20 protein-coding genes are annotated in these 20,295 nt (G+C 64.2%); 15 read left to right on the top strand and 5 right to left on the bottom strand.

What is annotated here, in order from left to right:
* Positions 1–243 precede the first annotated feature (243 nt).
* Positions 244–906, bottom strand: a complete 663-nt coding sequence (locus tag ACE03M_RS17850; RefSeq protein ID WP_485935382.1) for a potassium channel family protein — start codon at positions 904–906, stop codon at positions 244–246.
* Complete coding sequence (locus ACE03M_RS17845) at positions 899–2,308, bottom strand: TrkH family potassium uptake protein (RefSeq protein ID WP_485935381.1); 1,410 nt, start codon at positions 2,306–2,308, stop codon at positions 899–901. Before ACE03M_RS17845 ends, ACE03M_RS17850 begins: the two co-directional genes overlap by 8 nt.
* A 59-nt stretch (positions 2,309–2,367) precedes the next feature.
* Between ACE03M_RS17845 and ACE03M_RS17840 the strand changes: the two genes are divergently transcribed.
* From ACE03M_RS17840 to ccsB, 14 genes are all read left to right on the top strand, one after another.
* Positions 2,368–3,573, top strand: coding sequence for an acetoin utilization protein AcuC (locus tag ACE03M_RS17840; protein ID WP_485935754.1), 1,206 nt, complete (start codon positions 2,368–2,370; stop codon positions 3,571–3,573).
* Between the two features lie 195 nt (positions 3,574–3,768).
* Entirely contained in the window at positions 3,769–3,867 is a 99-nt protein-coding gene (locus ACE03M_RS17835; protein WP_009882927.1) for a 30S ribosomal protein bS22, read from the top strand.
* Between the two features lie 75 nt (positions 3,868–3,942).
* Complete coding sequence (locus ACE03M_RS17830; protein WP_485935380.1) at positions 3,943–4,188, top strand: glutaredoxin family protein; 246 nt, start codon at positions 3,943–3,945, stop codon at positions 4,186–4,188.
* 27 nt (positions 4,189–4,215) lie between these two features.
* Positions 4,216–4,911 carry a redox-sensing transcriptional repressor Rex gene (locus tag ACE03M_RS17825; protein ID WP_485935379.1) on the top strand — a complete coding sequence of 232 codons (696 nt, stop codon included), beginning with the start codon at positions 4,216–4,218 and terminating at the stop codon, positions 4,909–4,911.
* A complete protein-coding gene (gene hemA, locus ACE03M_RS17820) occupies positions 4,908–7,385 on the top strand; it encodes a glutamyl-tRNA reductase (RefSeq protein ID WP_485935378.1) in 2,478 nt (825 codons plus the stop codon). The genes ACE03M_RS17825 and hemA overlap by 4 nt, the downstream gene beginning before the upstream one ends.
* Positions 7,382–8,974, top strand: a complete 1,593-nt coding sequence (locus tag ACE03M_RS17815; protein ID WP_143922014.1) for a bifunctional uroporphyrinogen-III C-methyltransferase/uroporphyrinogen-III synthase — start codon at positions 7,382–7,384, stop codon at positions 8,972–8,974. Before hemA ends, ACE03M_RS17815 begins: the two co-directional genes overlap by 4 nt.
* Before the next feature lies 1 nt (position 8,975).
* Positions 8,976–9,980, top strand: a complete 1,005-nt coding sequence (hemB, locus tag ACE03M_RS17810) for a porphobilinogen synthase (RefSeq protein ID WP_485935377.1) — start codon at positions 8,976–8,978, stop codon at positions 9,978–9,980.
* The gene (locus ACE03M_RS17805) at positions 9,980–10,495 is read left to right on the top strand and encodes a MarR family winged helix-turn-helix transcriptional regulator (protein WP_485935376.1); all 516 of its coding nucleotides are present in this window, start codon (positions 9,980–9,982) and stop codon (positions 10,493–10,495) included. The genes hemB and ACE03M_RS17805 overlap by 1 nt, the downstream gene beginning before the upstream one ends.
* A gap of 62 nt (positions 10,496–10,557) precedes the next feature.
* The gene (gene hemL / locus ACE03M_RS17800) at positions 10,558–11,895 is read left to right on the top strand and encodes a glutamate-1-semialdehyde 2,1-aminomutase (RefSeq protein WP_485935375.1); all 1,338 of its coding nucleotides are present in this window, start codon (positions 10,558–10,560) and stop codon (positions 11,893–11,895) included.
* Complete coding sequence (locus ACE03M_RS17795; protein ID WP_485935374.1) at positions 11,895–12,536, top strand: histidine phosphatase family protein; 642 nt, start codon at positions 11,895–11,897, stop codon at positions 12,534–12,536. The genes hemL and ACE03M_RS17795 overlap by 1 nt, the downstream gene beginning before the upstream one ends.
* Complete coding sequence (locus tag ACE03M_RS17790) at positions 12,533–13,147, top strand: TlpA family protein disulfide reductase (RefSeq protein WP_485935373.1); 615 nt, start codon at positions 12,533–12,535, stop codon at positions 13,145–13,147. Before ACE03M_RS17795 ends, ACE03M_RS17790 begins: the two co-directional genes overlap by 4 nt.
* 5 nt (positions 13,148–13,152) lie before the next feature.
* Entirely contained in the window at positions 13,153–13,908 is a 756-nt protein-coding gene (locus tag ACE03M_RS17785; RefSeq protein ID WP_143922332.1) for a cytochrome c biogenesis CcdA family protein, read from the top strand.
* Positions 13,908–15,545: a cytochrome c biogenesis protein ResB gene (resB, locus tag ACE03M_RS17780; RefSeq protein ID WP_485935372.1), complete on the top strand. Its 1,638-nt coding sequence runs from the start codon at positions 13,908–13,910 to the stop codon at positions 15,543–15,545. Before ACE03M_RS17785 ends, resB begins: the two co-directional genes overlap by 1 nt.
* 232 nt (positions 15,546–15,777) lie before the next feature.
* Positions 15,778–16,785 carry a c-type cytochrome biogenesis protein CcsB gene (ccsB, locus tag ACE03M_RS17775; protein ID WP_485935371.1) on the top strand — a complete coding sequence of 336 codons (1,008 nt, stop codon included), beginning with the start codon at positions 15,778–15,780 and terminating at the stop codon, positions 16,783–16,785.
* A gap of 454 nt (positions 16,786–17,239) precedes the next feature.
* On the opposite strand, the gene ACE03M_RS17770 is transcribed toward ccsB, so the two are convergent.
* Complete coding sequence (locus tag ACE03M_RS17770) at positions 17,240–17,680, bottom strand: PLD nuclease N-terminal domain-containing protein (protein WP_143922007.1); 441 nt, start codon at positions 17,678–17,680, stop codon at positions 17,240–17,242.
* 84 nt (positions 17,681–17,764) lie between these two features.
* On the opposite strand from ACE03M_RS17770, the gene ACE03M_RS17765 reads away from it, so the two are divergent.
* Positions 17,765–18,031 (top strand): DUF4229 domain-containing protein, encoded by a 267-nt coding sequence (locus ACE03M_RS17765; protein WP_143922006.1) that lies wholly within the window; start codon positions 17,765–17,767, stop codon positions 18,029–18,031.
* A gap of 30 nt (positions 18,032–18,061) precedes the next feature.
* Here ACE03M_RS17765 and ACE03M_RS17760 read toward each other — a convergent pair whose 3' ends face one another.
* Both ACE03M_RS17760 and ACE03M_RS17755 read right to left on the bottom strand, forming a co-directional pair.
* Entirely contained in the window at positions 18,062–18,994 is a 933-nt protein-coding gene (locus tag ACE03M_RS17760; protein ID WP_485935370.1) for a 1,4-dihydroxy-2-naphthoate polyprenyltransferase, read from the bottom strand.
* Between the two features lie 53 nt (positions 18,995–19,047).
* On the bottom strand, positions 19,048–20,292 hold the full coding sequence (locus tag ACE03M_RS17755; RefSeq protein ID WP_485935369.1) for an AMP-binding protein: 1,245 nt from the start codon (positions 20,290–20,292) through the stop codon (positions 19,048–19,050).
* Positions 20,293–20,295: the final 3 nt, after the last annotated feature.

Genomic DNA, 20,295 nt, shown 5'->3' with positions numbered 1-20,295 from the left:
AGTGCATAAGTAGTGCACAAGTGCTCTACCTATGCACTTTCAGCAAGCTGGTGCTGTTCGCCTGCCCATAGGGTGCCGGCCTGCACGGTTCCCCGCTAACTCGCGCTGCTCCCCGTCGGCTCGCGCGGTTCCCCGCTAACTCGCGCTGCTCTCCGCTAACTCGCGCGGTTTCGCGCCGGCTCACAGTGCTCCCCGTCGGGTCGCGCCTCGCCTGCGGCTGAAGTTGCACTCTGCCCAGTTGTCCTACGGGCGTCCGGCGAAGCGCCCCAGCAGCTCCACGTGGCCGGCGACGATGAGCAGGTCCTGCTTGCCGACGCGGGTCGTGGGCTCAGCGTATGTGAAGTCGCGACCGGGGCTCTTGATGCCCACGATCGTGACCCCGTACTTGTCGCGCACGCCGGACTCGCTGAGAGTGAAGCCCTGGATCTCACGCGGGGGACGCATCTTCACGACGGCGAAGTGACCTTCGTCGAATTCGATGTACTCCATCATCCGCGAACTCACCAGGTGCGCCACCCTCCGGCCGGCATCTGATTCGGGGTAGAGGACATGGTGTGCACCGATGCGGTGGAGGATCTTGCCGTGTGAGGGGGAGATAGCCTTCGCCCACACCTGACCCACGCCCAGATCGACGAGGTTGGCCGTCGTCAGCACACTGTCCTCGATCGAAGTGCCGATGCCGACCACAGCCGTGGAGAAATCACCGGCGCCGACTTGCCGCAGTGCATCGATGTTCGTGGCATCGGCCTCGACGACATGGGTGAGCTTTCCGCTCCAATCCTTGACCAGTTCGGCGCTGTGCTCGATCGCCATGACCTCACGGCCCAACTTCGCCAGCGTGGCTGCGGTCGACGACCCGAAGCGGCCGAGTCCGATGACCAGGATTGAGTTGTGTTCGTTAGCCAACGACTGGCCTTTCTTCGGGATAGCGGTATAGGCGAGCCGAATCCTGCATGGACAGGGCTGCCGCCAGTGTAATCGTACCGAGTCGGCCGATAAGCATGATCACGGACAAACAGTACAGGCCTGCCTCATTGACCGTGGCAGAGACCCCGGAGCTCAATCCCACGGTGCCGAATGCGGAGATCACCTCGAACAGCACCTTGTCCAGCGGCTCGGCGCTGATCTGGAGCATCGCCAGGGTGCCGATGAAGACGATGATGGATCCTGTGAGCAGAACCGAGATCGAGAGCTTGATCGTCGACGATGTCAGACGCCGGCCGAAGACATGCACATCCTGCAGACCGCGGGCCTCGGCATAGGCGGCCAGCACCAGCACAGCCACGGTCGTGACCTTGATGCCGCCTGCCGTGGACGACGATCCGCCGCCGATGAACATCATCAGGTCCATGAGCAGGTGCGAGGACTGGTTCATATCCGCAATCTCCATGGTCGAGAATCCGCCTGAACGCGGCATCACTGCCATGAACAGAATCTCGACGAAGGTGTGCCCGGCATTCTTGTCACCGAGAGTGTCCGGGTTGGCCGATTCGAAGATGAGGAGGAACAGGAGCCCGATGGCCAGGACTGCGGTCGTCGTCGTCAGCGTCAGCTTCGTGTGCAGGTCCCACTTCCTCGGATGATTCCACTGAATGGCGATCATGAGCACAACGGGGAAACCCAAGGCGCCGACGAAAACGCCGAGCATGATCAGCGAGAGGATCCACGGGTCGGAGGCGAAATAGGCACCTCCGCCAGGGTGGATCGTGAAGCCGGCGTTGTTGAATGCCGAGATCGAGTAGAACACCGAATACCAGACGGCGTCGCCGATCTCCTCCCCACGCATGAGGAACCGTGGGAAGAACAGCACGGCAAGGATCGCCTCGGCGGTGAAGATGGTGATCACAACGGTCTTCAGCAGGGTGCCGACCTGGCCCAGATTGAGCGCCGAGGTGGCCTGCTGGGCGATGAGGCGCTGCCTGACTCCCAGCCTCCGAGAGACCGCCATACCCAGCACCGAGGCGAGTGTCAGGATGCCCAGGCCGCCGACCTGGATTCCGGCGGTGATGACCGAGATCCCGAAGTCTGACCAGTAGTTCTCAGTCACCACCGGAGTCAGTCCAGTGACGCAGACGGCCGAGACGGCCACGAACACTGCGTTTGCAATGTGCTCGACCTGGGGAACCGAACCGGGATCGCGCATGCTCGCGGGCAGCATCAGGAGGATCGCGAAGAACGCCACCACCGCGACGAAGGATCCGATCGCCAGGCGAGCGGGCGAGGCAACGGCGAGGTCGTCGACGAAGTCGCGGACCCACCGGCCAGGGCGCAGGATCCGGTCGAAGCGCTGTGGGGAATTCTTGGACACAGACTCTATGGTAGATCCCGAAGCGTGCGAATCTCTGTAGGTGAGCTGTGCCATATAGCATGGTGCTCATGGCCGATAGCGATGTATATGTCGTCTGGGACGACGCGGTGACCGGGTACAACTTCGGTCCCAGCCATCCCATGCACCCCCTCAGACTTGATCTGACTGCGAAATTGGCCATGGACTTCGGCCTCTTCGACGCCGACAACGTTCATATTCACGGCATCGGTGAGGTCGAAGAGGACACGCTGGCGAATCTCCACGATGCCGACTTCATCGCCGCGGTGAAGAAGGTCGGCACCGGTGCCGAACTCAGCGACGAGGAAGGGGAGAAGTACGGCATCGGCACCGAGGATGTTCCCGGGTTCGACAACATGCATGCCGCCTCGGCGATGCTGTTCCAGGGTTCGGTGGACTCGGCGCGGGCCATCATCTCCGGGGACTACCGCCACGCCGTGAACTTCACCGGCGGAATGCACCATGCGATGCCAGACCACGCCAGTGGGTTCTGCGTGTACAACGACATCGCCGGCGCCATCACCGAATTCCTCAAAGCGGGATACGAGCGCATCGCCTACATCGACCTCGACGCCCACCACGGGGACGGCGTTGAGAAGTTCTTCTGGGATGATCCTCGGGTGCTCACAGTCTCGATGCACGAATCGGGGAAGTTCCTGTTCCCCGGCTCCGGCTTCCCTGCCGACATCGGCGGACTGCGCGCGGCCGCCTCGGCGGCGAACATCGCACTGCCGCCGCGCACACTCGACGCGGAATGGCTGCGGGCCTTCGACGCCACGATCCCCGCGATCATCGGCGGATTCGAACCGCAGATCATCATCTCCCAGCACGGCTGCGACGGACACCGCAGCGACCCGCTGACACACATGCGACTGAGCGTCGATGCGATGCGGGTGGCCACCGGATGGGTCCGCGACCTGGCCGCCGAATACACCGACGGAAAATGGCTGGCGACTGGGGGAGGGGGGTACGCGATCATCGACGTGGTGCCCCGAGCGTGGACCAACGTGCTCGCCATCTCCGCAGGGCTCGACATCGATCCAGGTGCCCGCATTCCTGGCCGCTGGGCCAACTACGCGCAGACGAAGACCGGGCGGGAGGCACCCCTGTCGATGACCGATGGCTTCGACGGCACATTCACCCGCTGGTCGAACGGGTTCGACCCCGAATCCGAACTCGACCGCGCCGTGATGGGCACCCGCAAGAACCTGTTCCCGTTCTTCGGCCTCGACGCCTACTTCGACTGAAATCAGCCGCCTGCTTCGACTGAGGCTCGCGTGCCCGGGGATCGCGAGACCGCCAATCCGCGGATCGTGCCGGCGGCGCTGTGGATCTGGACACAGTTTTGGGAAAGCAGAGGCCCAGGCGATAGAATTGCACGGTTAGTTCAAAGGGTGGGCACCAGATGTTCACCTCCACCGACGATCACAAGGGGTACCCGCGTGGGCTCAGTCATCAAGAAGCGCCGCAAGCGTATGTCGAAGAAGAAGCACCGTAAGCAGCTTCGCAAGACACGTCACCAGCGTCGCAACAAGAAGTAAGACCGGACACGGTCCTACGCCCCCGCTCGAATCTGAATTCGGCGGGGTTTGTTGTCGCCCGATGAGGAGTGTGCAGTGGTCACATTGACCTTCCTGACGCGCGCCGACTGCCACCTGTGCGAGACCGCAAGGGATGCCATCGCCGAGGCTGTGGCCGGCAAAGACGTCAGTGTGAGTGAGATCGACATCGATACCGATGATGATCTTGCCGGGCAGTACGGCTGGGATGTCCCAGTGGTCCTGCTCAACGGCCGGCAGCACAGCTTCCATCGGGTCGATTCGGGCCGGCTGTCGAGAGCCCTTGAGGCTCTGGGCGCATGAGATCGTTTGAAGGAGTGACGCGTTTTCGTGGGCGAGATTCTGTCCGCCAACAGCTTTGAGGGGGTCGTCCGCAAGGACGTGCCCGAACGCGTCATCTCCCGACTCCCGATCTACCTGCAGACGGTTGAGACGATCGCTGCAACGGGTCAGTCAACGATCTCCTCGGAGGCGTTGGCGGCCCGCAGCGGTGTGTCGTCGTCGATTCTGCGCAAGGACCTGTCCCAGCTGGGACGCTCGGGTCGGCGCGGAGTCGGCTACTCCTGTGAGGATCTCGCCTCGACTCTGCGCACATTCCTCGGTCTCGACCGGTCGCGCACCGTTGCCATCATCGGCGCCGGCCGCCTGGGCTCAGCCCTGGCAGACTACGCAGGATTCAAACGCCGCGGACTTTCACTCACCGCAATCTTCGACACCGATGAGGCCAAGATCGGAACCGTGATCGGCACTCTGCCGGTCTCAGACCTCACCGAACTTGCCACCTGGCCCGAGGACATCGACCTCGTCGTCATGGCAGTACCCGCATCCGCGGCACCGGCGGCGGCGCACATCGCCGCCGAGGCAGGCGTGCGCGGGATCCTGAACTTCGCACCCACCGTGCTCGACGCCCCGGATTCGATCCGTGTGCATCAAGTCGATCTGGCCAGTGAGCTGCAAGTACTCGCATACTATTCGGCGCTAGATTCGGCACCGCTCAACCCAGGTTTTGAGGAGCACAGGAATTGACTCTCTTGGTTCTCGGCATTTCCCATCAGTCGGCCCCGATCGACATGTTGGACGCCCTCGCATTCGGCACAGGTGAGGTCGGCGCACTGCGCACCGACGCGTTGGCCGGCGACAATGTGGAGGGACTCGCGGTTCTCTCGACGTGCAACCGCTTGGAGCTCATCGCCGATGTCACCGCCTTCCACGGAGGCCTCGCCGATCTCGGCAATGCCCTTGTCTCCTCCATCGACAAGGAATGGCAGGACATCGCCGGGCATTTCTACGCCCACTACGATGCTCAAGCCCTGGAGCACCTGCTCAAGGTCTCCTGCGGTCTTGATTCCATGGCGATCGGCGAAGCCCAGATCTTGGGACAGCTGCGTTCGACGTTCACCGAGTCGCTGTCGGCCGGAGCATTGACCTCCGACCTCTCGCATGCATTGCAGCAGAGCCTGCGGGTGGGCAAAAGAGCGCATTCGGAGACCGGACTCGACGAGGTCGCCCGCTCTCTCTTCAGCGCCGCTCTCGAAGCCGCCCAGGCCCACATCGGATCCCTGCGGGCCGCGAATGCTCTGGTCATCGGTGCCGGAGCGATGTCCGGCCTTGTCGTCTCGAGCCTGCACAAGGAGGGCGTGGCGCAGACCACGGTGCTCAACCGGACCGTGGACAAAGCAGAGCGCCTCGTCGCCGAGGTGGGCGGACGTGCCCGCGAACTGACCTCCCGGATCCTCGCCGAGGAGATCGCCGACGCCGACCTCATCATCTCCTGCACCGGCGCCCGGGAAGTCGTGGTCACCCGTGAGGACATACAGGCCGGTCTGTCCCAGAACCCAAAGGGCGCAGCCAACAAGGCCTTCGTCGACCTCGCCCTGCCCCACGACATCGACCCCACGGTGCGCGAGTTCGAACACGTCGCACTCTTCGGCCTTGCCGAGATCCGAACCATGCTCACCAGCTCCGCGAACCAGCGTGACGCTGCGGTCGTCGAGACCGTCGAGTCGGTGCGTGCGATCATTCAGGAAGAGCTGGCCAAGCTCGAGTCCGGTGCCAAGGAACGATCGGTCGCCCCCACAGTCACGGCGCTGCGCAGCCACGCCAAGGATGTGCTCGCCGCTGAGACGAAGCGTCTGGAGAAGAAGATCGGCGCCGATGTCGATGACAAGGCCTTCGCCGAGATCCGCAAGTCCCTGCACCGTGTGGCAGAGAAGCTGATCCACACACCGACGGTCAAGGTCAAGGAACTGGCCGTCACGGACTCCGACGTCGACTACGCGCAGGCGCTGATGCAGCTGTTCGACCTGCCGACGAACAAGGTCGCCCACTCGATTGCGAAACCAGAGACCAAGATCGCCACGGCCTCGAGCGCGAATCACGTTGAGGCCGACGGTGTGCGTCCCGTTGCCGACCACACCCTCGACATCGTCGAACCCGAGCACTTCTCCGGTCGCACGATCCGTCTGGGCACTCGTCGCTCGAAGCTCGCACGCTCCCAATCCACGGCGATCGCCCACCAGTTGGCGGCACTGACCGGCTGGCGCGTCGAGATCGTCGAGGTCGTGACCGAGGGCGACGTCAATATGTCGCCCCTGACCGGATTCGGCGGTACCGGCGTCTTCGTCTCCGCCGTCCGGCAGGCACTGCATCAGGGAAAGATCGACATCGCAGTGCATTCGCTCAAGGATCTGCCCACCACCCCCGAGGCCGGCATCCAGATGGCTGCGATCCCGCCCCGGGTCGATCCCGCCGATGTCCTCATCGGCCGGGACGGTCTGAGCTTTGCGGATCTGCCTGCAGGCAGCGTCGTCGGCACCGGCTCCCCGCGCCGTGCTGTGCAGCTGCGCGCCGCGAGACCCGATATCGAGGTCCGCGGGGTCCGCGGAAACGTCGACACACGCATCGCCCACGTCCGTGACGGACGGCTCGACGCAGTCGTGCTGGCCGCGGCCGGTGTCCGCCGCATCGGCCGCTTGGCCGAGGCCACCGATTCCCTCGACTTCGACACGATGCTTCCCGCCCCCGGGCAGGGAGCCCTGGCCGTTGAGACGCGGGGAGCAGACAGCCCCTTCGCCCTCGACAACGAAGTCATGGCAGCCGATGCCGAGGTCCGCGATCAGCTCAAGCGCCTCCACGATGAGGCCACCGACCTGGCCGTGACCTGCGAGCGGGCGATCCTGTCCCGGGCAGAGGCCGGATGTTCTGCCCCCATCGGTGCGCTGGCCACAATCCAGGGCTCGGACTTCGTCGTCGACGCGGTCATGGCCGATGACGACGGAAACCTCGCCCGCACTCGCCAGAGCGCTCCGCTGCCCATGACTCCGGACGTGGATCTGGACTCGAGCAGCGCGAACCAGCTGTCGATCACAGGCAAGGAGCTCGCTCGGCTCGCCGACGAACTCGGCACCGCAGCGGCAGAAGATCTGCTGGGACAGCTCGGCATCGATCCCGCACACTCCGCGGATCACCTCACCCCTGTCAAGGTCCAGGAGCAGGTATGACTACCGGCCAGGTTCAGCCCCGACGTCTTCTGCCCGTCTCACCCCGCGTCGTCTTCATCGGCAGCGGCCCCGGTGAGTCGGGTCTGATGACGATTCGCGGCGCCGACATCCTCGCAAACGCCGAGATCGTCGTCTACGACACCCACGTGCATTCTGAGATCGTCACCGCCTACGTTCCGCAGGCCACCGAGATCATCGAGGCTGCTCAACTCGGTGCGACGGCCTCGACACGGGGACGCAAGCTGGCTGAGCTGGCTCGCCCAGACAAAACCGTAGTGCGGCTGAGTTCCGATGACGGCATCCTGTTCACGACGACGACAGCAGAGGCCGCGGTGTGCCGCAAGGCCGACGTCGACGTCGAGATCGTACCCGGAGTCGGACTTTCGGCGGCCACCTCCGCCTACACCGGCACCGCGCTGACGACGAACCGAGTGCGTTCGGTCCGTTTCATCGAGGCGGGTCCTCAGACCCACGTCGACGTGTCCCGGCACCGCAACACCACCCACGTGCTCACGGGCACGACAGCCGATCAGGAACAGGCGATCCGCGCTCTGCTCGACGACGGCTGGGATGAGAACACGAAGGTGCTCCTGGGCTGGGGCATCTCCACAACCGATCAGACGAGTGTGGAGACCACCCTGGGGCAAGCCCTGACGATGGCGCAGTCCGGCGGAGATCGTATGGTGGTCATCATGGGACAGGGAGTGGAATCGCGGGGTGCGCTCAGCTGGTTCGAGACCAAGCCACTCTTCGGATGGCAGGTCCTCATCCCGCGGACGAAGGAGCAGGGCACCTCCACCGCCGAGGCGCTGGGGGAGCTGGGTGCTGTCGGCACCGTTGTCCCCACGATCGCCGTTCAGCCGCCGCGCACGCCGACTCAGATGGAGAAGGCGATCCGGGGCCTCGTCGACGGATCGTACGAATGGGTGGGTTTCACCTCGGTCAACGCTGTCCGCGCCGTGCGCATGTGGTTCGAGGACTTCGGTCTCGACTCCCGCTCACTCTCCGGTGTCAAGGTTGCGGCCGTCGGCGGTCGCACCGCCGCTTCACTCATCGACTGGGGCATCACCCCCGACCTCGTCCCCGACGGAGAACACTCGGCCCGTGGCCTCGCTGCGGCCTGGCCGGACTACGTCGACGACATCGACCCCATGAACACGGTGCTCCTGCCGCGCGCCGACATCGCCACCGAGGTGCTCGTGGCCGGTCTCCTGGAGAAGGGCTGGGACCCGGACGACGTCACGGCCTACCGCACCGTGCGCGCCTCGCCGCCTCCGGCTCCCATCCGGGAAGCCATCAAGGCCGGTGATTTCGACGCCTTCCTCTTCACGTCCTCCTCCACGGTGCGCAACCTCGTCGGGATTGCCGGAAAGCCGGCAGCCACCTCGGTGATCTGCTGCATTGGACCCGCCACGGCGAACACCGCGGCTGAACACGGCCTGCGAGTCGACGTCCTCGCCGAGGAAGCCAACCTCACCTCCCTCATCGACGGATTGGTCGAATTCGCGATGTCCGCACGCGAAGACGACCTGGCGGCGGGAACCACCCCGACGCGACCCAGCCAGAAACGCCGCAGAAAGAAGGCCTGACATGACATTGGTCCCCGGAACTGTTCGGCCCCGCCGCCTGCGGACGACACCGGCCCTGCGCCGGCTCGTCTCCGAGTCGCGCCTGCACCCGGCCGATCTCATCCTGCCCATGTTCGTCAAGGAGACGCTGAGCGAACCAGCACCGCTGACCAGCATGCCCGGCGTCGTCCAGCACACCCTGGATTCCCTGCTCGAGGCAGCCAACGAAGCTGTGGACGCCGGTGTCGGCGGACTGATGCTGTTCGGAATTCCAGAGCACAAGGACAATGACGGTTCCCAGGCCGATGATCCCGAGGGCATCCTCAACCGAGCGTTGACGCTGCTGCGGGACAACCTCGGCGATACGACGGTCATCATGGCCGATCTGTGCCTCGACGAGTTCACCTCTCACGGACACTGCGGTGTCCTCGATTCCGCGGGCGGCGTCGACAACGACGCAACCCTGACGCGCTACGCCTCCATGGCTGTGGCGCAGGCTCGGGCCGGAGCCCACGTGGTGGGACTCTCCGGGATGATGGACGGTCAGGTCGCGGCCTGCCGGGAGGCACTGGACCTCGAAGGCTTCACCGACGTGGTCGTGATGGCCTATTCCGCAAAATACGCTTCGGCGTTCTTCGGTCCGTTCCGCGAAGCCGTGGATTCGGAGCTCCAAGGCGACCGCAAGACCTACCAGCAGGACCCTGCGAACGGCCGCGAGGCCATGCGCGAACTCGACCTCGACCTGGCCGAAGGTGCCGACATCGTCATGGTCAAGCCCGGCATGCCCTACCTTGACGTCCTCGCCGAGGTGGCCTGTGAGTCGCCGGTGCCCGTGTGGGCCTACCAGGTGTCGGGGGAGTACGCGATGATCGAATTCGCGGCCTCCGCCGGAGCCATCGACCGCGACCGCGCAATCGAGGAATCCCTCATCGCCTTCAAGCGTGCCGGAGCCGACGCGATCCTCACCTACTGGGCCACAGAGGTCGCGCAGCGCCTGACCGCGCAGACGCAGGACGGGGCACTTTGATGAGCGAACCACGATGGCTCAGCGGCGCCGATCAGAGGGCTTGGAGAAGCTATCTCACCGGATCCCAGCTGCTGACCACTCAGCTGGACAAGGAACTGCGGGAGCACCACAACATCGGCATGCCCGAATACGAGATCCTGGTGCGGCTGAGCGAACATGAGAACCGGACGATGCGCATGGCTCTGCTCGCTATGGACACGACGATGTCGCGTTCACGTCTGACGCACAGTGTGGCTCGGATGGAGAAGAAGGGCCTCCTCGAGCGCTTCTCGATTCCCGAAGATGGACGCGGAGTCAACTGCCAGATGACCGATGCCGGCTGGGAGCTGCTCGTGACGATGGCTCCCACTCATGTGGCAGGCGTCCGTGACCACCTCGTCGATCTGCTCGAGCCAGAGGAGATGGCGACCCTGGGGCGTGTGTTCGGCAAAGTCACCGCCCACATGCGTGAGATCGGCCAGGGGCCCGTCGATTCACCACCGACCGATGCCGAACCTTCGACGTCTGCGAACTGAGCTCACCGACTCGACTAACATCTGAACCGACCACCGATCCGGCGACCTCTTCAGGAGAACCCATGAAACACGAGACTGCGAAGTCGACTGCGCTGTTCGAGCGCGCCGAACATGTCATCCCCGGTGGAGTGAACTCACCGGTGCGGGCCTTCAAAGCCGTCGGAGGCACCCCGCGCTTCATCACCTCGGCGACCGGAGCATGGCTGCGCGACGCCGACGGCAATGACTACATCGACCTCATCGGTTCGTGGGGTCCGATGATCATGGGCCACTCCCGTCCCGAGGTGGTCGCGGCTGTGCAGGAAGCCGCCGTCAAGGGCTTCTCCTTCGGCACCCCGTCAACCGGCGAGGTCGAACTCGCCGAAGAGATCGTCGCCCGAGTCGAGCCCGTTGACCAGGTCCGGCTCGTGTCCTCGGGCACCGAGGCGACCATGAGCGCCATCCGATTGGCCCGCGGATACACGGGCCGGGCGAAGATCGTGAAGTTCGCCGGGTGCTACCACGGACACGTCGACGCGCTTCTGGCCCAGGCCGGATCCGGTCTGGCGACGTTCTCCCTGCCCGAAACCCCGGGTGTGACCGGTGCACAGGCCTCGGACACGATCGTCGTCGACTACAACGACGCAGCCGGACTGGAGACCGTCTTCGCCGAACACGGTGATGAGATCGCCTGCGTCATCACAGAAGCGAGCCCGGGCAACATGGGCGTCGTGCCTCCTCGCGACGGCTTCACCAACACCATCCGTCGCCTGACCAAGGCCCACGGTGCTCTGATGATCAGCGACGAAGTGATGACAGGCTTCCGCGTCTCGGCCGCAGGCTGGTACGGCTATGAGGCCGAATCACTCGGCTACCCGGAGGGACCTGCTGACCTGTTCACCTTCGGCAAGGTCATGGGCGGCGGCTTCCCGGCCGCGGCCTTCGGCGGACGTGCCGACGTGATGGAGCATCTGGCACCGACAGGCCCGGTCTACCAGGCGGGAACCCTGTCCGGAAACCCTGTGGCCACTGCCGCCGGTCTGACCACGCTGAAGCTCACGACCGAACTCGATGTGTATTCCCACATCTCCCGCGCTGCGGACATTCTGCGCCCCGCAGTCGCGTCTGCGCTGGAGGCTGAAGGTGTGGCGCACACCATTCAGTCGGCGAATTCGATGTTCTCCGTCTTCTTCACCGACCATGAGGTCATCAACTACGACGACGCGCGGACGCAGAACGTCGGGCGCTACTCCGCGTTCTTCAACGCCATGTTGGAGGCGGGCATCCACATGCCGCCGAGCGCCTTCGAAGCCTGGTTCCTCTCCTACGCCCACACCGATGAGATCCTCGATCGGATCATCTCGGCAGTGCCGGCCGCAGCCAAGGCGGCAGCGAGTGTACCGAACACGCAGGGGAACTGATGACGACGATCCACCTGGTCAGGCACGGGGAGGTCGACAATCCGGAGCGCATCCTCTACGGACGGCTGCCGAACTTCGGTCTGACCGAACGCGGCCACGAGATGGCCCGACGGGTCGGCGAGCACTTCGCCGCAGCTTCGGCGCCCCCGGTCGAGCTCGTGTGCTCCCCGCTGCTGCGGGCGCAGCAGACGATCGCCCCGTTGCGCCAGCGACTCGAGCTGCCGGTCTTCACCGATGACCGCGTGATCGAAGCGGCGAACTCCTTCGAAGGCCAGAAGGTCAATAGTCGCATGTTGGCCGAACCGCGCAATCTGCTCCGGCTGTACAACCCGCTGACACCGTCCTGGGGTGAGCCCTACAGACAGATCGTTCTGCGGATGCAGGCAGGCATGGCCAGTCTGCGCACAAAACTCGCCAAGCATGGACACGAGGCCGCGGGCGTCATCGTCTCCCATCAGCTTCCGATCTGGATGACACGCTTGGCGGGGGAGGAGCGCTCGCTCGTCCACGACCCTCGGAAACGGGAGTGTGACCTGGCATCTATCACCAGTTTCACATTCGAATCGTCCACACTTGTATCCGTGAGTTACGAGAGCATCTGTGCAGATCTGCAGCCCGGGCAAGCGGTGGCGGGAGCATGAATGCCCGCCCCAATCGGTTCGACCGCACCAACCCGATGAACCGTCGCACCCTCCTGACCGGACTGGTCGCTGGCACCGCTGTGGTTCTCAGCGCGTGCAGTGAGAATGACGAACTGGCCGATCAGGCCGGATCCGATCAAGGATATGTGTCCGGCTCCGGTGTCGTGTCCCAGGTGGCCAAGGACAAACGCGGGGAGCCTCTGGAGTTGAACTTCGAGACACTCGACGGGAAGCCGATGTCGCTGGCCGATCTGCGGCCTACCCCGGTCGTCATCAACCTCTGGTACGCGGCCTGCCCACCGTGCCGGAAGGAAGCCCCGGCGCTGAAGTCACTGGCCGAGGAATTCGGTGACGAGGTCCAGTTCCTCGGCGTCAATGTCCGCGACCAGGAGGCCGCAGCCAACGCCTTCGTCTCGAATTACCAGATTCCCTATGCGAACATGCTCGACACCAACGGCGACATGGTGGCTCTGCTCTCGGGGGTCCTCCCGCCGCAGGCCACACCCTCTACCGTCGTCCTCGACGCGAAGGGTCGCGCCGCAGCTCGAGTCGTCGGAGAGGTCGATGAGTCGACGCTCAAAGGACTCATCGAGGACGTGCAGGCGGAGTGAGTGGAATCGGGGCGGACTTCGCCCAGACGGTTCTCGACGGGCCGCTGCTTCTGGCCGCCGGTGCGGCCGCACTGGCCGGACTCGTCTCCTTCGCCTCACCCTGCGTCCTGCCGCTGGTCCCCGGCTATGTCGGGTATGTCACCGGGCTGAGCGGATCCTCCCTCAAGGACAAGGAGACCTGGCGGGTCGTTGTCGGTATCGCACTGTTCGTCCTCGGGTTCACCATCGTCTTCGTCCTGCTGGGGACAGGATTCTCGGCCCTGGGCGCACTGTTCTCACAGTGGCAGGGACTACTCATCCGGATCCTCGGCGTCGTCGTCATCATCGCCGGCTTTGTGTTCATGGGCGGCTTCGGCCTACTCCAGACCGAGCACCGGATCCGAGCTCGCCCTCAGGCAGGCCTCTGGGGCGCGCCCGTGCTCGGCGCCACCTTCGCCCTGGGCTGGGCCCCGTGCGTGGGCCCGACGCTGTCGGCAGTTCTGTCGATGTCGGTCAGCTTCGGCGGCGAGGGAACGATCTGGCGCGGCGCACTGTTGGCGTTCGTCTACTGCCTGGGACTGGGCATTCCCTTCATTCTCCTGGCGGTGGCGATCCACAAGGGTGCAGGCCGCCTGACCTGGGTGCGCAGACACCAGACGGCGATCGTCCGTGCCGGCGGCATCATGCTCATCGTGTTGGGCGTTCTCATGGCCTCCGGGCTGTGGAACGCGTGGATGACCTCTCTGCAGGGTCTGATCTATGATTTCGAAGTGGTGATCTAGTGGCGAAGAAGACCGCCGACAAGAAGGCTGACAACAGCACGCAGGTTGGCAGTCACATGTCCGGTGTGACCCAGCCGCAGCTTGGGTTCATCGGCATGTGCCGGTGGGCGTGGCGTCAGCTGACGACGATGCGGGTGGCACTGATCCTCCTGCTCGTCTTGGCTTTGGCCGCAATCCCGGGCTCCCTGCTGCCGCAGCGTATTCAGGATCCGGGGCGGGTCACCACGTTCCTCGAAGCCAATGGTGCGTGGGGGCAGTTCCTCGACACGATCCAGATGTTCGACGTGTACTCCTCGATCTGGTTCTCCGCGATCTACCTCCTCCTCATGATCTCGCTGATCGGCTGCGTGATCCCACGCTCGGCCCAGCATTGGAAGGCCATGCGTTCGGCCCCACCCAAGGCGCCGAGGCGGTTGGGTCGGATGCCCGGATATGAGTCCTTCACCTCGGCGACCGGATCAGCCGAATCCCGCGAAGCCGCAGACCAGGACTTCCTCGACACCGCCCAGGCCCGGTTGAAGAAGCTCGGCTACCGCACCGTGCGCCACGACGATCACGTGGCTGCCGAACGCGGCTACCTGCGCGAGACAGGCAACCTGGTCTTCCATATCGCCCTTCTCGTCGCGACGCTGACGATGGCGATCGGATCCCTGTTCGGCTATCAGGGCCAGCGGATCCTCGTCGAGGGTGAGACCTTCACGAACTCTCTGGTCGCCTACGACTCGTTCGAACCGGGCTCCTATTACGATGCCAACCACCTGCCGGATTTCCGGCTCAAGCTCGACAGCTTCGAATCCACCTTCGATGATCAGGCTCCGGGCAGCCAATTCGGCCAGCCCCGGACCTTCGATGCGAAGGTCACGGCCACCGCTGATGGGAAGAGCGAGAAGCACACGCTGCGCGTCAATGAACCTGTGCGCGTGGGCGGGACGGGTGTATATCTGACCGGAAACGGCTACGCTCCGGAGGTCACGGTCAAGGACGCCAAGGGCCAGGTCGTGCAATCTGGCCCGCAGGTTTTCATACCCGATGGCGGAGACCCGGGCTACACCTCCGAAGGCGTCATCAAGGTACCCGACGCCGCGGGAACTCAGATGGGCTTCGTCGGTGTGTTCCTGCCGACGGCGACCCAGAACGAGAACGGCGAGCTCGTCTCGAGCTTCGCCGAACTGCGCAATCCCTACCTCGTGATGAGCGGGTACACCGGTGACCTCGGCCTTGACGACGGAACCCCGCAGTCGGTGTACACGATCGATGCCGAGAACATGACGGAGATGACCGACGCCGCTGGCAACCCTCTGCTCATCCAACTCGCCGAGGGAGAGACCCAGAAGCTGCCCGACGGCGGATCGGTGACCTTCGACGGGGTCAAACGCTACATCGCCGTCGACATCTCCCAAGACCCGACACAGGGCCTGATGCTCGTCAGCGCGATCGCCGTGCTGCTGGGTCTTGGTCTGTCCCTGTTCATCCCACGCCGACGCATGTGGGTGCGCATCAAGGACGGCCAGGCCGAAGTTGCGGCTCTGGCCCGCGGCGAGGACCAGCTGGTCGAACGGGCTGCGAAGGACCTCGCGAAGGACCTCGCCGACGATTCAGACGATGATCCTGACGATGATTCCGACCAGAGGAACTGACGATGGTTCCGACCAGCTGAACTGACGAACTTGTCGCACGGAAGGCCCCGGATCGGAGCGTTCGGGGTCGGAAAGCCCGAGATCGGAATGCCAGTGGAGACGAATGATTCGCTTTAGGTACTACGCGGAGTAGAATTGTCGCGGGTCGTCCCCGACGAGGGCCGGCCTGGCACAGCCACATCACAGCAACACCCACGACGCAATGGAAGAGCACCACTGGTGCGGAGGATGTATGGACGTCAACACTGACCTCGCAATGTGGTCGAACCAGCTCATCATCTCGGCGATGGTCGTCTACGCCGTCGCTATGATCTTCTACGCCTTCGACCTGTTCGGCGGGCGCAAACTCAAGCAGTCCGAAGCCGGTGCGACGAGTGCCGCCAAGCCCTCTCATGTGCGACGCACGAACAGGAAGGCCACCACGGCACTCCTCGACCCGCCGCAGACCGACGTTTCGGCTGAGATCTCGGCCGGAACAGGTAAGGAGAAGCCTCGGCGCGGGGCGAGGATCGGCACCTCGCTCCTTGTCCTTGCCGCCCTTCTTCACGTGGCCGCTGTGCTCACTCGCGCGCTGTCGGTGATGCGTGTGCCGTGGGGCAACATGATGGAATACGTCCTCACTGCCACCGTGATCACCGTCATCGTCTTCCTCATCGTCAATGTGAAGAAGGACATCCGCTACCTGGGAACGATCGTGGCCGGAGGAGTGCTGCTGTGCTTGGGCCTGGCCATCACGGTCTTCTACACACCAGCCGCGAAGCTCATCCCGGCGCTTGACTCGTACTGGATCGCCATACACGTACCCATCGCAATCCTGTCGACTTCGCTGCTCTACATCTCCGCGATCCTCGCAGTGTTCCAGATGCTGAAGAACGCACAGGAGACCAAGGACCCGAAGTGGCTGCGGTTCATGCGTCGGATGCCCGCGAGCATCGACCTGGAACGGTTCTCCTACACGATTGCCGCAGTCGGATTCATCACGTGGACGTTCACCCTCATCGCCGGTGCCATCTGGGCCGAGGTGGCTTGGAGCCGCTATTGGGGCTGGGACTCGAAGGAGATCTGGACGTTCGTCGTCTGGGTCATCTACGCCGCGTACCTGCATGCCCGCGCCACACGCGGTTGGGGACCGACAAAGGTCGCAGTGCTCAACCTCATCGGCATCGCCACGGTGATCTTCAACTTCACCGTCGTCAACATGTACTTCAACGGCCTGCACTCGTACTCTGGACTCGGCTGATCTGCGGTCAGGGCCGCACAGCAGCCTGAGCCGAGCTGCAGCCAGCGCCGAGGCTGATCTCACCTGAGTCACGCCGTTCCAGGGTTGGTCTCCGGACGATGCGCCTGATTACGACTCTCTGCAGTCCAAGCACAGTCTTTGGACTACGCACCAGCTGCTGCCTGCGCGATGTTCTTGCATGCCGCAGAGGTTCCAATCGGCTGCAGAGAGGCCCCTCATGCAGTCCGATGTCTGTGCACGGTCGGTAAGTGTCCAACACACTGCGTGAGCCTCAGAGCAGGAGCATTCGGAGACTCTGCAGAGCCCGCTCAGCGTGAGGTAAAGCTCTCAGCGTGAGGCAACGCGGCCCGCTCAGCCTCAAACCCGCGGCCCGCTGACCTCAGTCCTGGCCCGCTGAACTTCAGTCCGCGGCCCGCTCAGCGCCGGTCAGACGAGAGAAAGTGCGGGCCAGCGCTCAGTTCGAGTGGCCGCGTCCGTCGCCGGTGGAACCGCCCGAACCGTGTTCGTCAGTGTCGGCGGAATGAGTGTCGGAATCGGCAGAGGCATCGTCGCCGATGTCATCTGCTGCGCCGGGGGTCTTGTCCTCGGGCTTCTGCGCCTCGGGAGCGTGCTTTCCCAACTTGACGTCGCGATCGACTTTGCGCAGATAGTCATCGTCATCGTCTGGGGCGCTGGGGCCCCGCTGACGAGGTGCTGCTGAGGGCTTGTCCTCAGTCCCACGGCCGAAGAAGAACCAGAGGGCGAAGCCGATCACGGGGATCAGCACAATGATGATCGCCCACACGGGTTTGGGCAGGACTCGGATCAGACCACGGTCGCGCAGAAGGCAATCGAAGAGTCCGTACAGTGTGACCGCTGCCGCCAGGACGATCGCGGCAATGAGTATTCGAGCCATGCACCCAGGATAGTCCACGAACCTGAACACCCGCCCACACAGGCAGTGATGAATCACTGATGTGGACGGACTAAAATAGGTGCAATGCGCAACTTCTGGATCTATACATTGGCTCGTCTGGGCATCATCGTCGCCGTTGGGCTGATTCTGCAGCCATTCCTCGGGTTCAACCTCGTGATGGCGATGGCGGCAATCGTCATCGGAGCCATCCTCAGCTACCTTTTCTTGGGCGGCATGCGCGCCAAGGTGGCCGCGGATATCGAGAAGCGCGTTGCGAAGCGGGAAACGGCTCCTAAGCGCACGAGCGTCGACGAAGATGCGGAAGACCGTATCGTCGACGAAGGGAACTGAGCCAGGCTAGGCTACAGCGCCGGGCCTAGGCTACAGCGCCAGGCCCAGGCCCATCAGGGCGGCGAAGGCCAGAGCGGTGAGGCCCGTCGATCTGATCGGTGGGATGAGCCCGGTGCCTGTGGTTCCACGCAGCACCGTCTTCAACGGGTTGAGGGCGGGCACCAGCGCGAGGATGGCAAGTGCTACGGCCGGATGACCGTCGAGGATCGCCAGGACCAGCAGTGCGAAGGGCACGAGCACGAGGCTCGCAAATGCGATCCGTGAGCGGTTGTCGCCGAGGCGAACAGCCAGGGTGATCTTGTCGGCTTCGATGTCGGTGGGGATGTCGCGCAGGTTGTTGACCATGAGCACTGCCGAGGCGAGCGAACCGATGGCAATCGCACCGGCCCAGCCGCTGAGGCTGAGTCCGCCGACCTGCATCCACATCGTGCCCAGCGTGGCCACCAGGCCGAAGAATACGAAGACGAACACCTCGCCCAGCCCCATGTATCCGTAGGGCTTCTTGCCGCCAGTATAGAACCAGGCGGCAGCCACGGCGGCGGCGCCGACGATGAGGAACCACCACGCCTGTGAGATGAGGACGAGCACGATTCCGGCGACCCCGGCGATGCCGAAGAACAGGAAAGCGGCACGCTTGACGGCGTTCGGCTCGGCGAGGCCCGTCGCCGTGAGACGCACGGGACCGACGCGGACATCGTCGGTGCCGCGGACGCCGTCGGAATAGTCGTTGGCGAAATTCGACCCGATCTGCAGGCAGAGGGAGACGAGGAGGGCGAGCACCGCTCGGAGAAAGATCTGCGGCAGCGAATGGTCGTGGCCGTTGCGGGTGTAGTCGCCGATGATGAAGGAGGTGAAGCCGCCCACGGAGCCGATTGCGGCGCCGGTGCCGATGAGAACAGGGGCAAAAGCCAAAGGCAATGTTCGTAGTCGGGCTCCGGAGATCCACTGCGCGGCAGTTGCCATTGGGCGGGATACCTTCCTCATAAGAATTCGAACCGTCTCATATTACCGGTAGTTCACTTGTTAGGGTATTCGGGCGACGGAACTCTGTGGTTCTCTGTCTCAGCCAGCTCGGCGGCAAGCCGGGCCGCAGCCTGTCGGTCGGGTTTGCCGATCGACCGATTGGGGATCTCAGTGACGGGAAAGACCAGTCGAGGCAGCAGGTGCCCGTGCATACCGTGGTCGAGTCCGCCCAGACTCCGCGCGAACTCACGCGGTGAGCCTATGGACCCAACCACGGTGTCGGGCGCCTGAGCATCGATGCGGACGAGGGCGACGAGCAGTTTGCCCCACTCCTCATCGGGCACCCAGGTCACGAGCACCTCGGCGATCCCATGGTGCTGCCAGGTGGGCAGCAGTCCCGTCTCAAGGGCATGAGGAGAGACATTCGTGCCCCCGGAGACGATGATGTCATCGGATCGGCCGAGCACCGTGAGCACCCCTTCGTCGAGCCGACCCAGATCGCTCGTGTGAATGGTCCGTGTGCCGTCATCGTTGGTGGTCAGGCCCGGGTTGTCGATGGGGCCGATGCGGCCCTCAGCCGTGATCTCGACGTAGGAATCGGCCACGACGCGACCGCGCAGGTCGATCGTCGAGGACTCGGTGATCGTGATCTCGACACCATCGAAGGGAACCCCGTTGTACACGCACCCACCTGCGGTCTCGCTCATCCCGTACGTGCGCACGATGTGCAGGCCTCGTGCATCGGCGCGTTCGAGCAGGGCCGGCGATATCGCGGAACCGCCGAGGAGGATGGCGTCGAACTTCGCCGAAGCGAAAGTGGCCCGCTCATCGGCAAGGATCCGGTGCAGTTGAGTGGGCACCAGTGAGGTGTAGGTCGGTCGCTCGCCGGACTGTGCGAACAGCTGCTGCGCCTCGTCGGCGAAGGAACCTGCGGTGAAGGTCGCCGAGGCAGACCTGATCGGTTCCCGTCCCGCGAGCCGGGCTCGCAGCTCCACCTGGAACCCGGCAATGTGGTTGATGGGCAGACTCAGGTGCCAGTCGCCGGGTCCGGACAGGGCTCGTTCGGTGGCCCGCGCCGAGGTGGTCAGCGCCTCGGCGGACAGAGCGACGGCCTTGGCGGTGCCCGTTGAACCAGAGGTGAAGAGCATCAGCGCCGGCGCCCGGCCATCACCCGTCCACTGACTGGGAGCCACCTCGGTGATGGCAGCTTCACGAGTTCGGGGCAGGACGAGGATCGAGCAGCCGTCCAAGGCTCGATCGATCGCACTGGGCAGATCCGCAACGGGCTGTGTGTTCATGTG

This window comes from Brevibacterium sp. AGC70, assembly GCF_057334195.1.
Note: the sequence above shows the minus strand (reverse complement) of the source record. Positions and strands in the feature narration are given on the sequence as shown.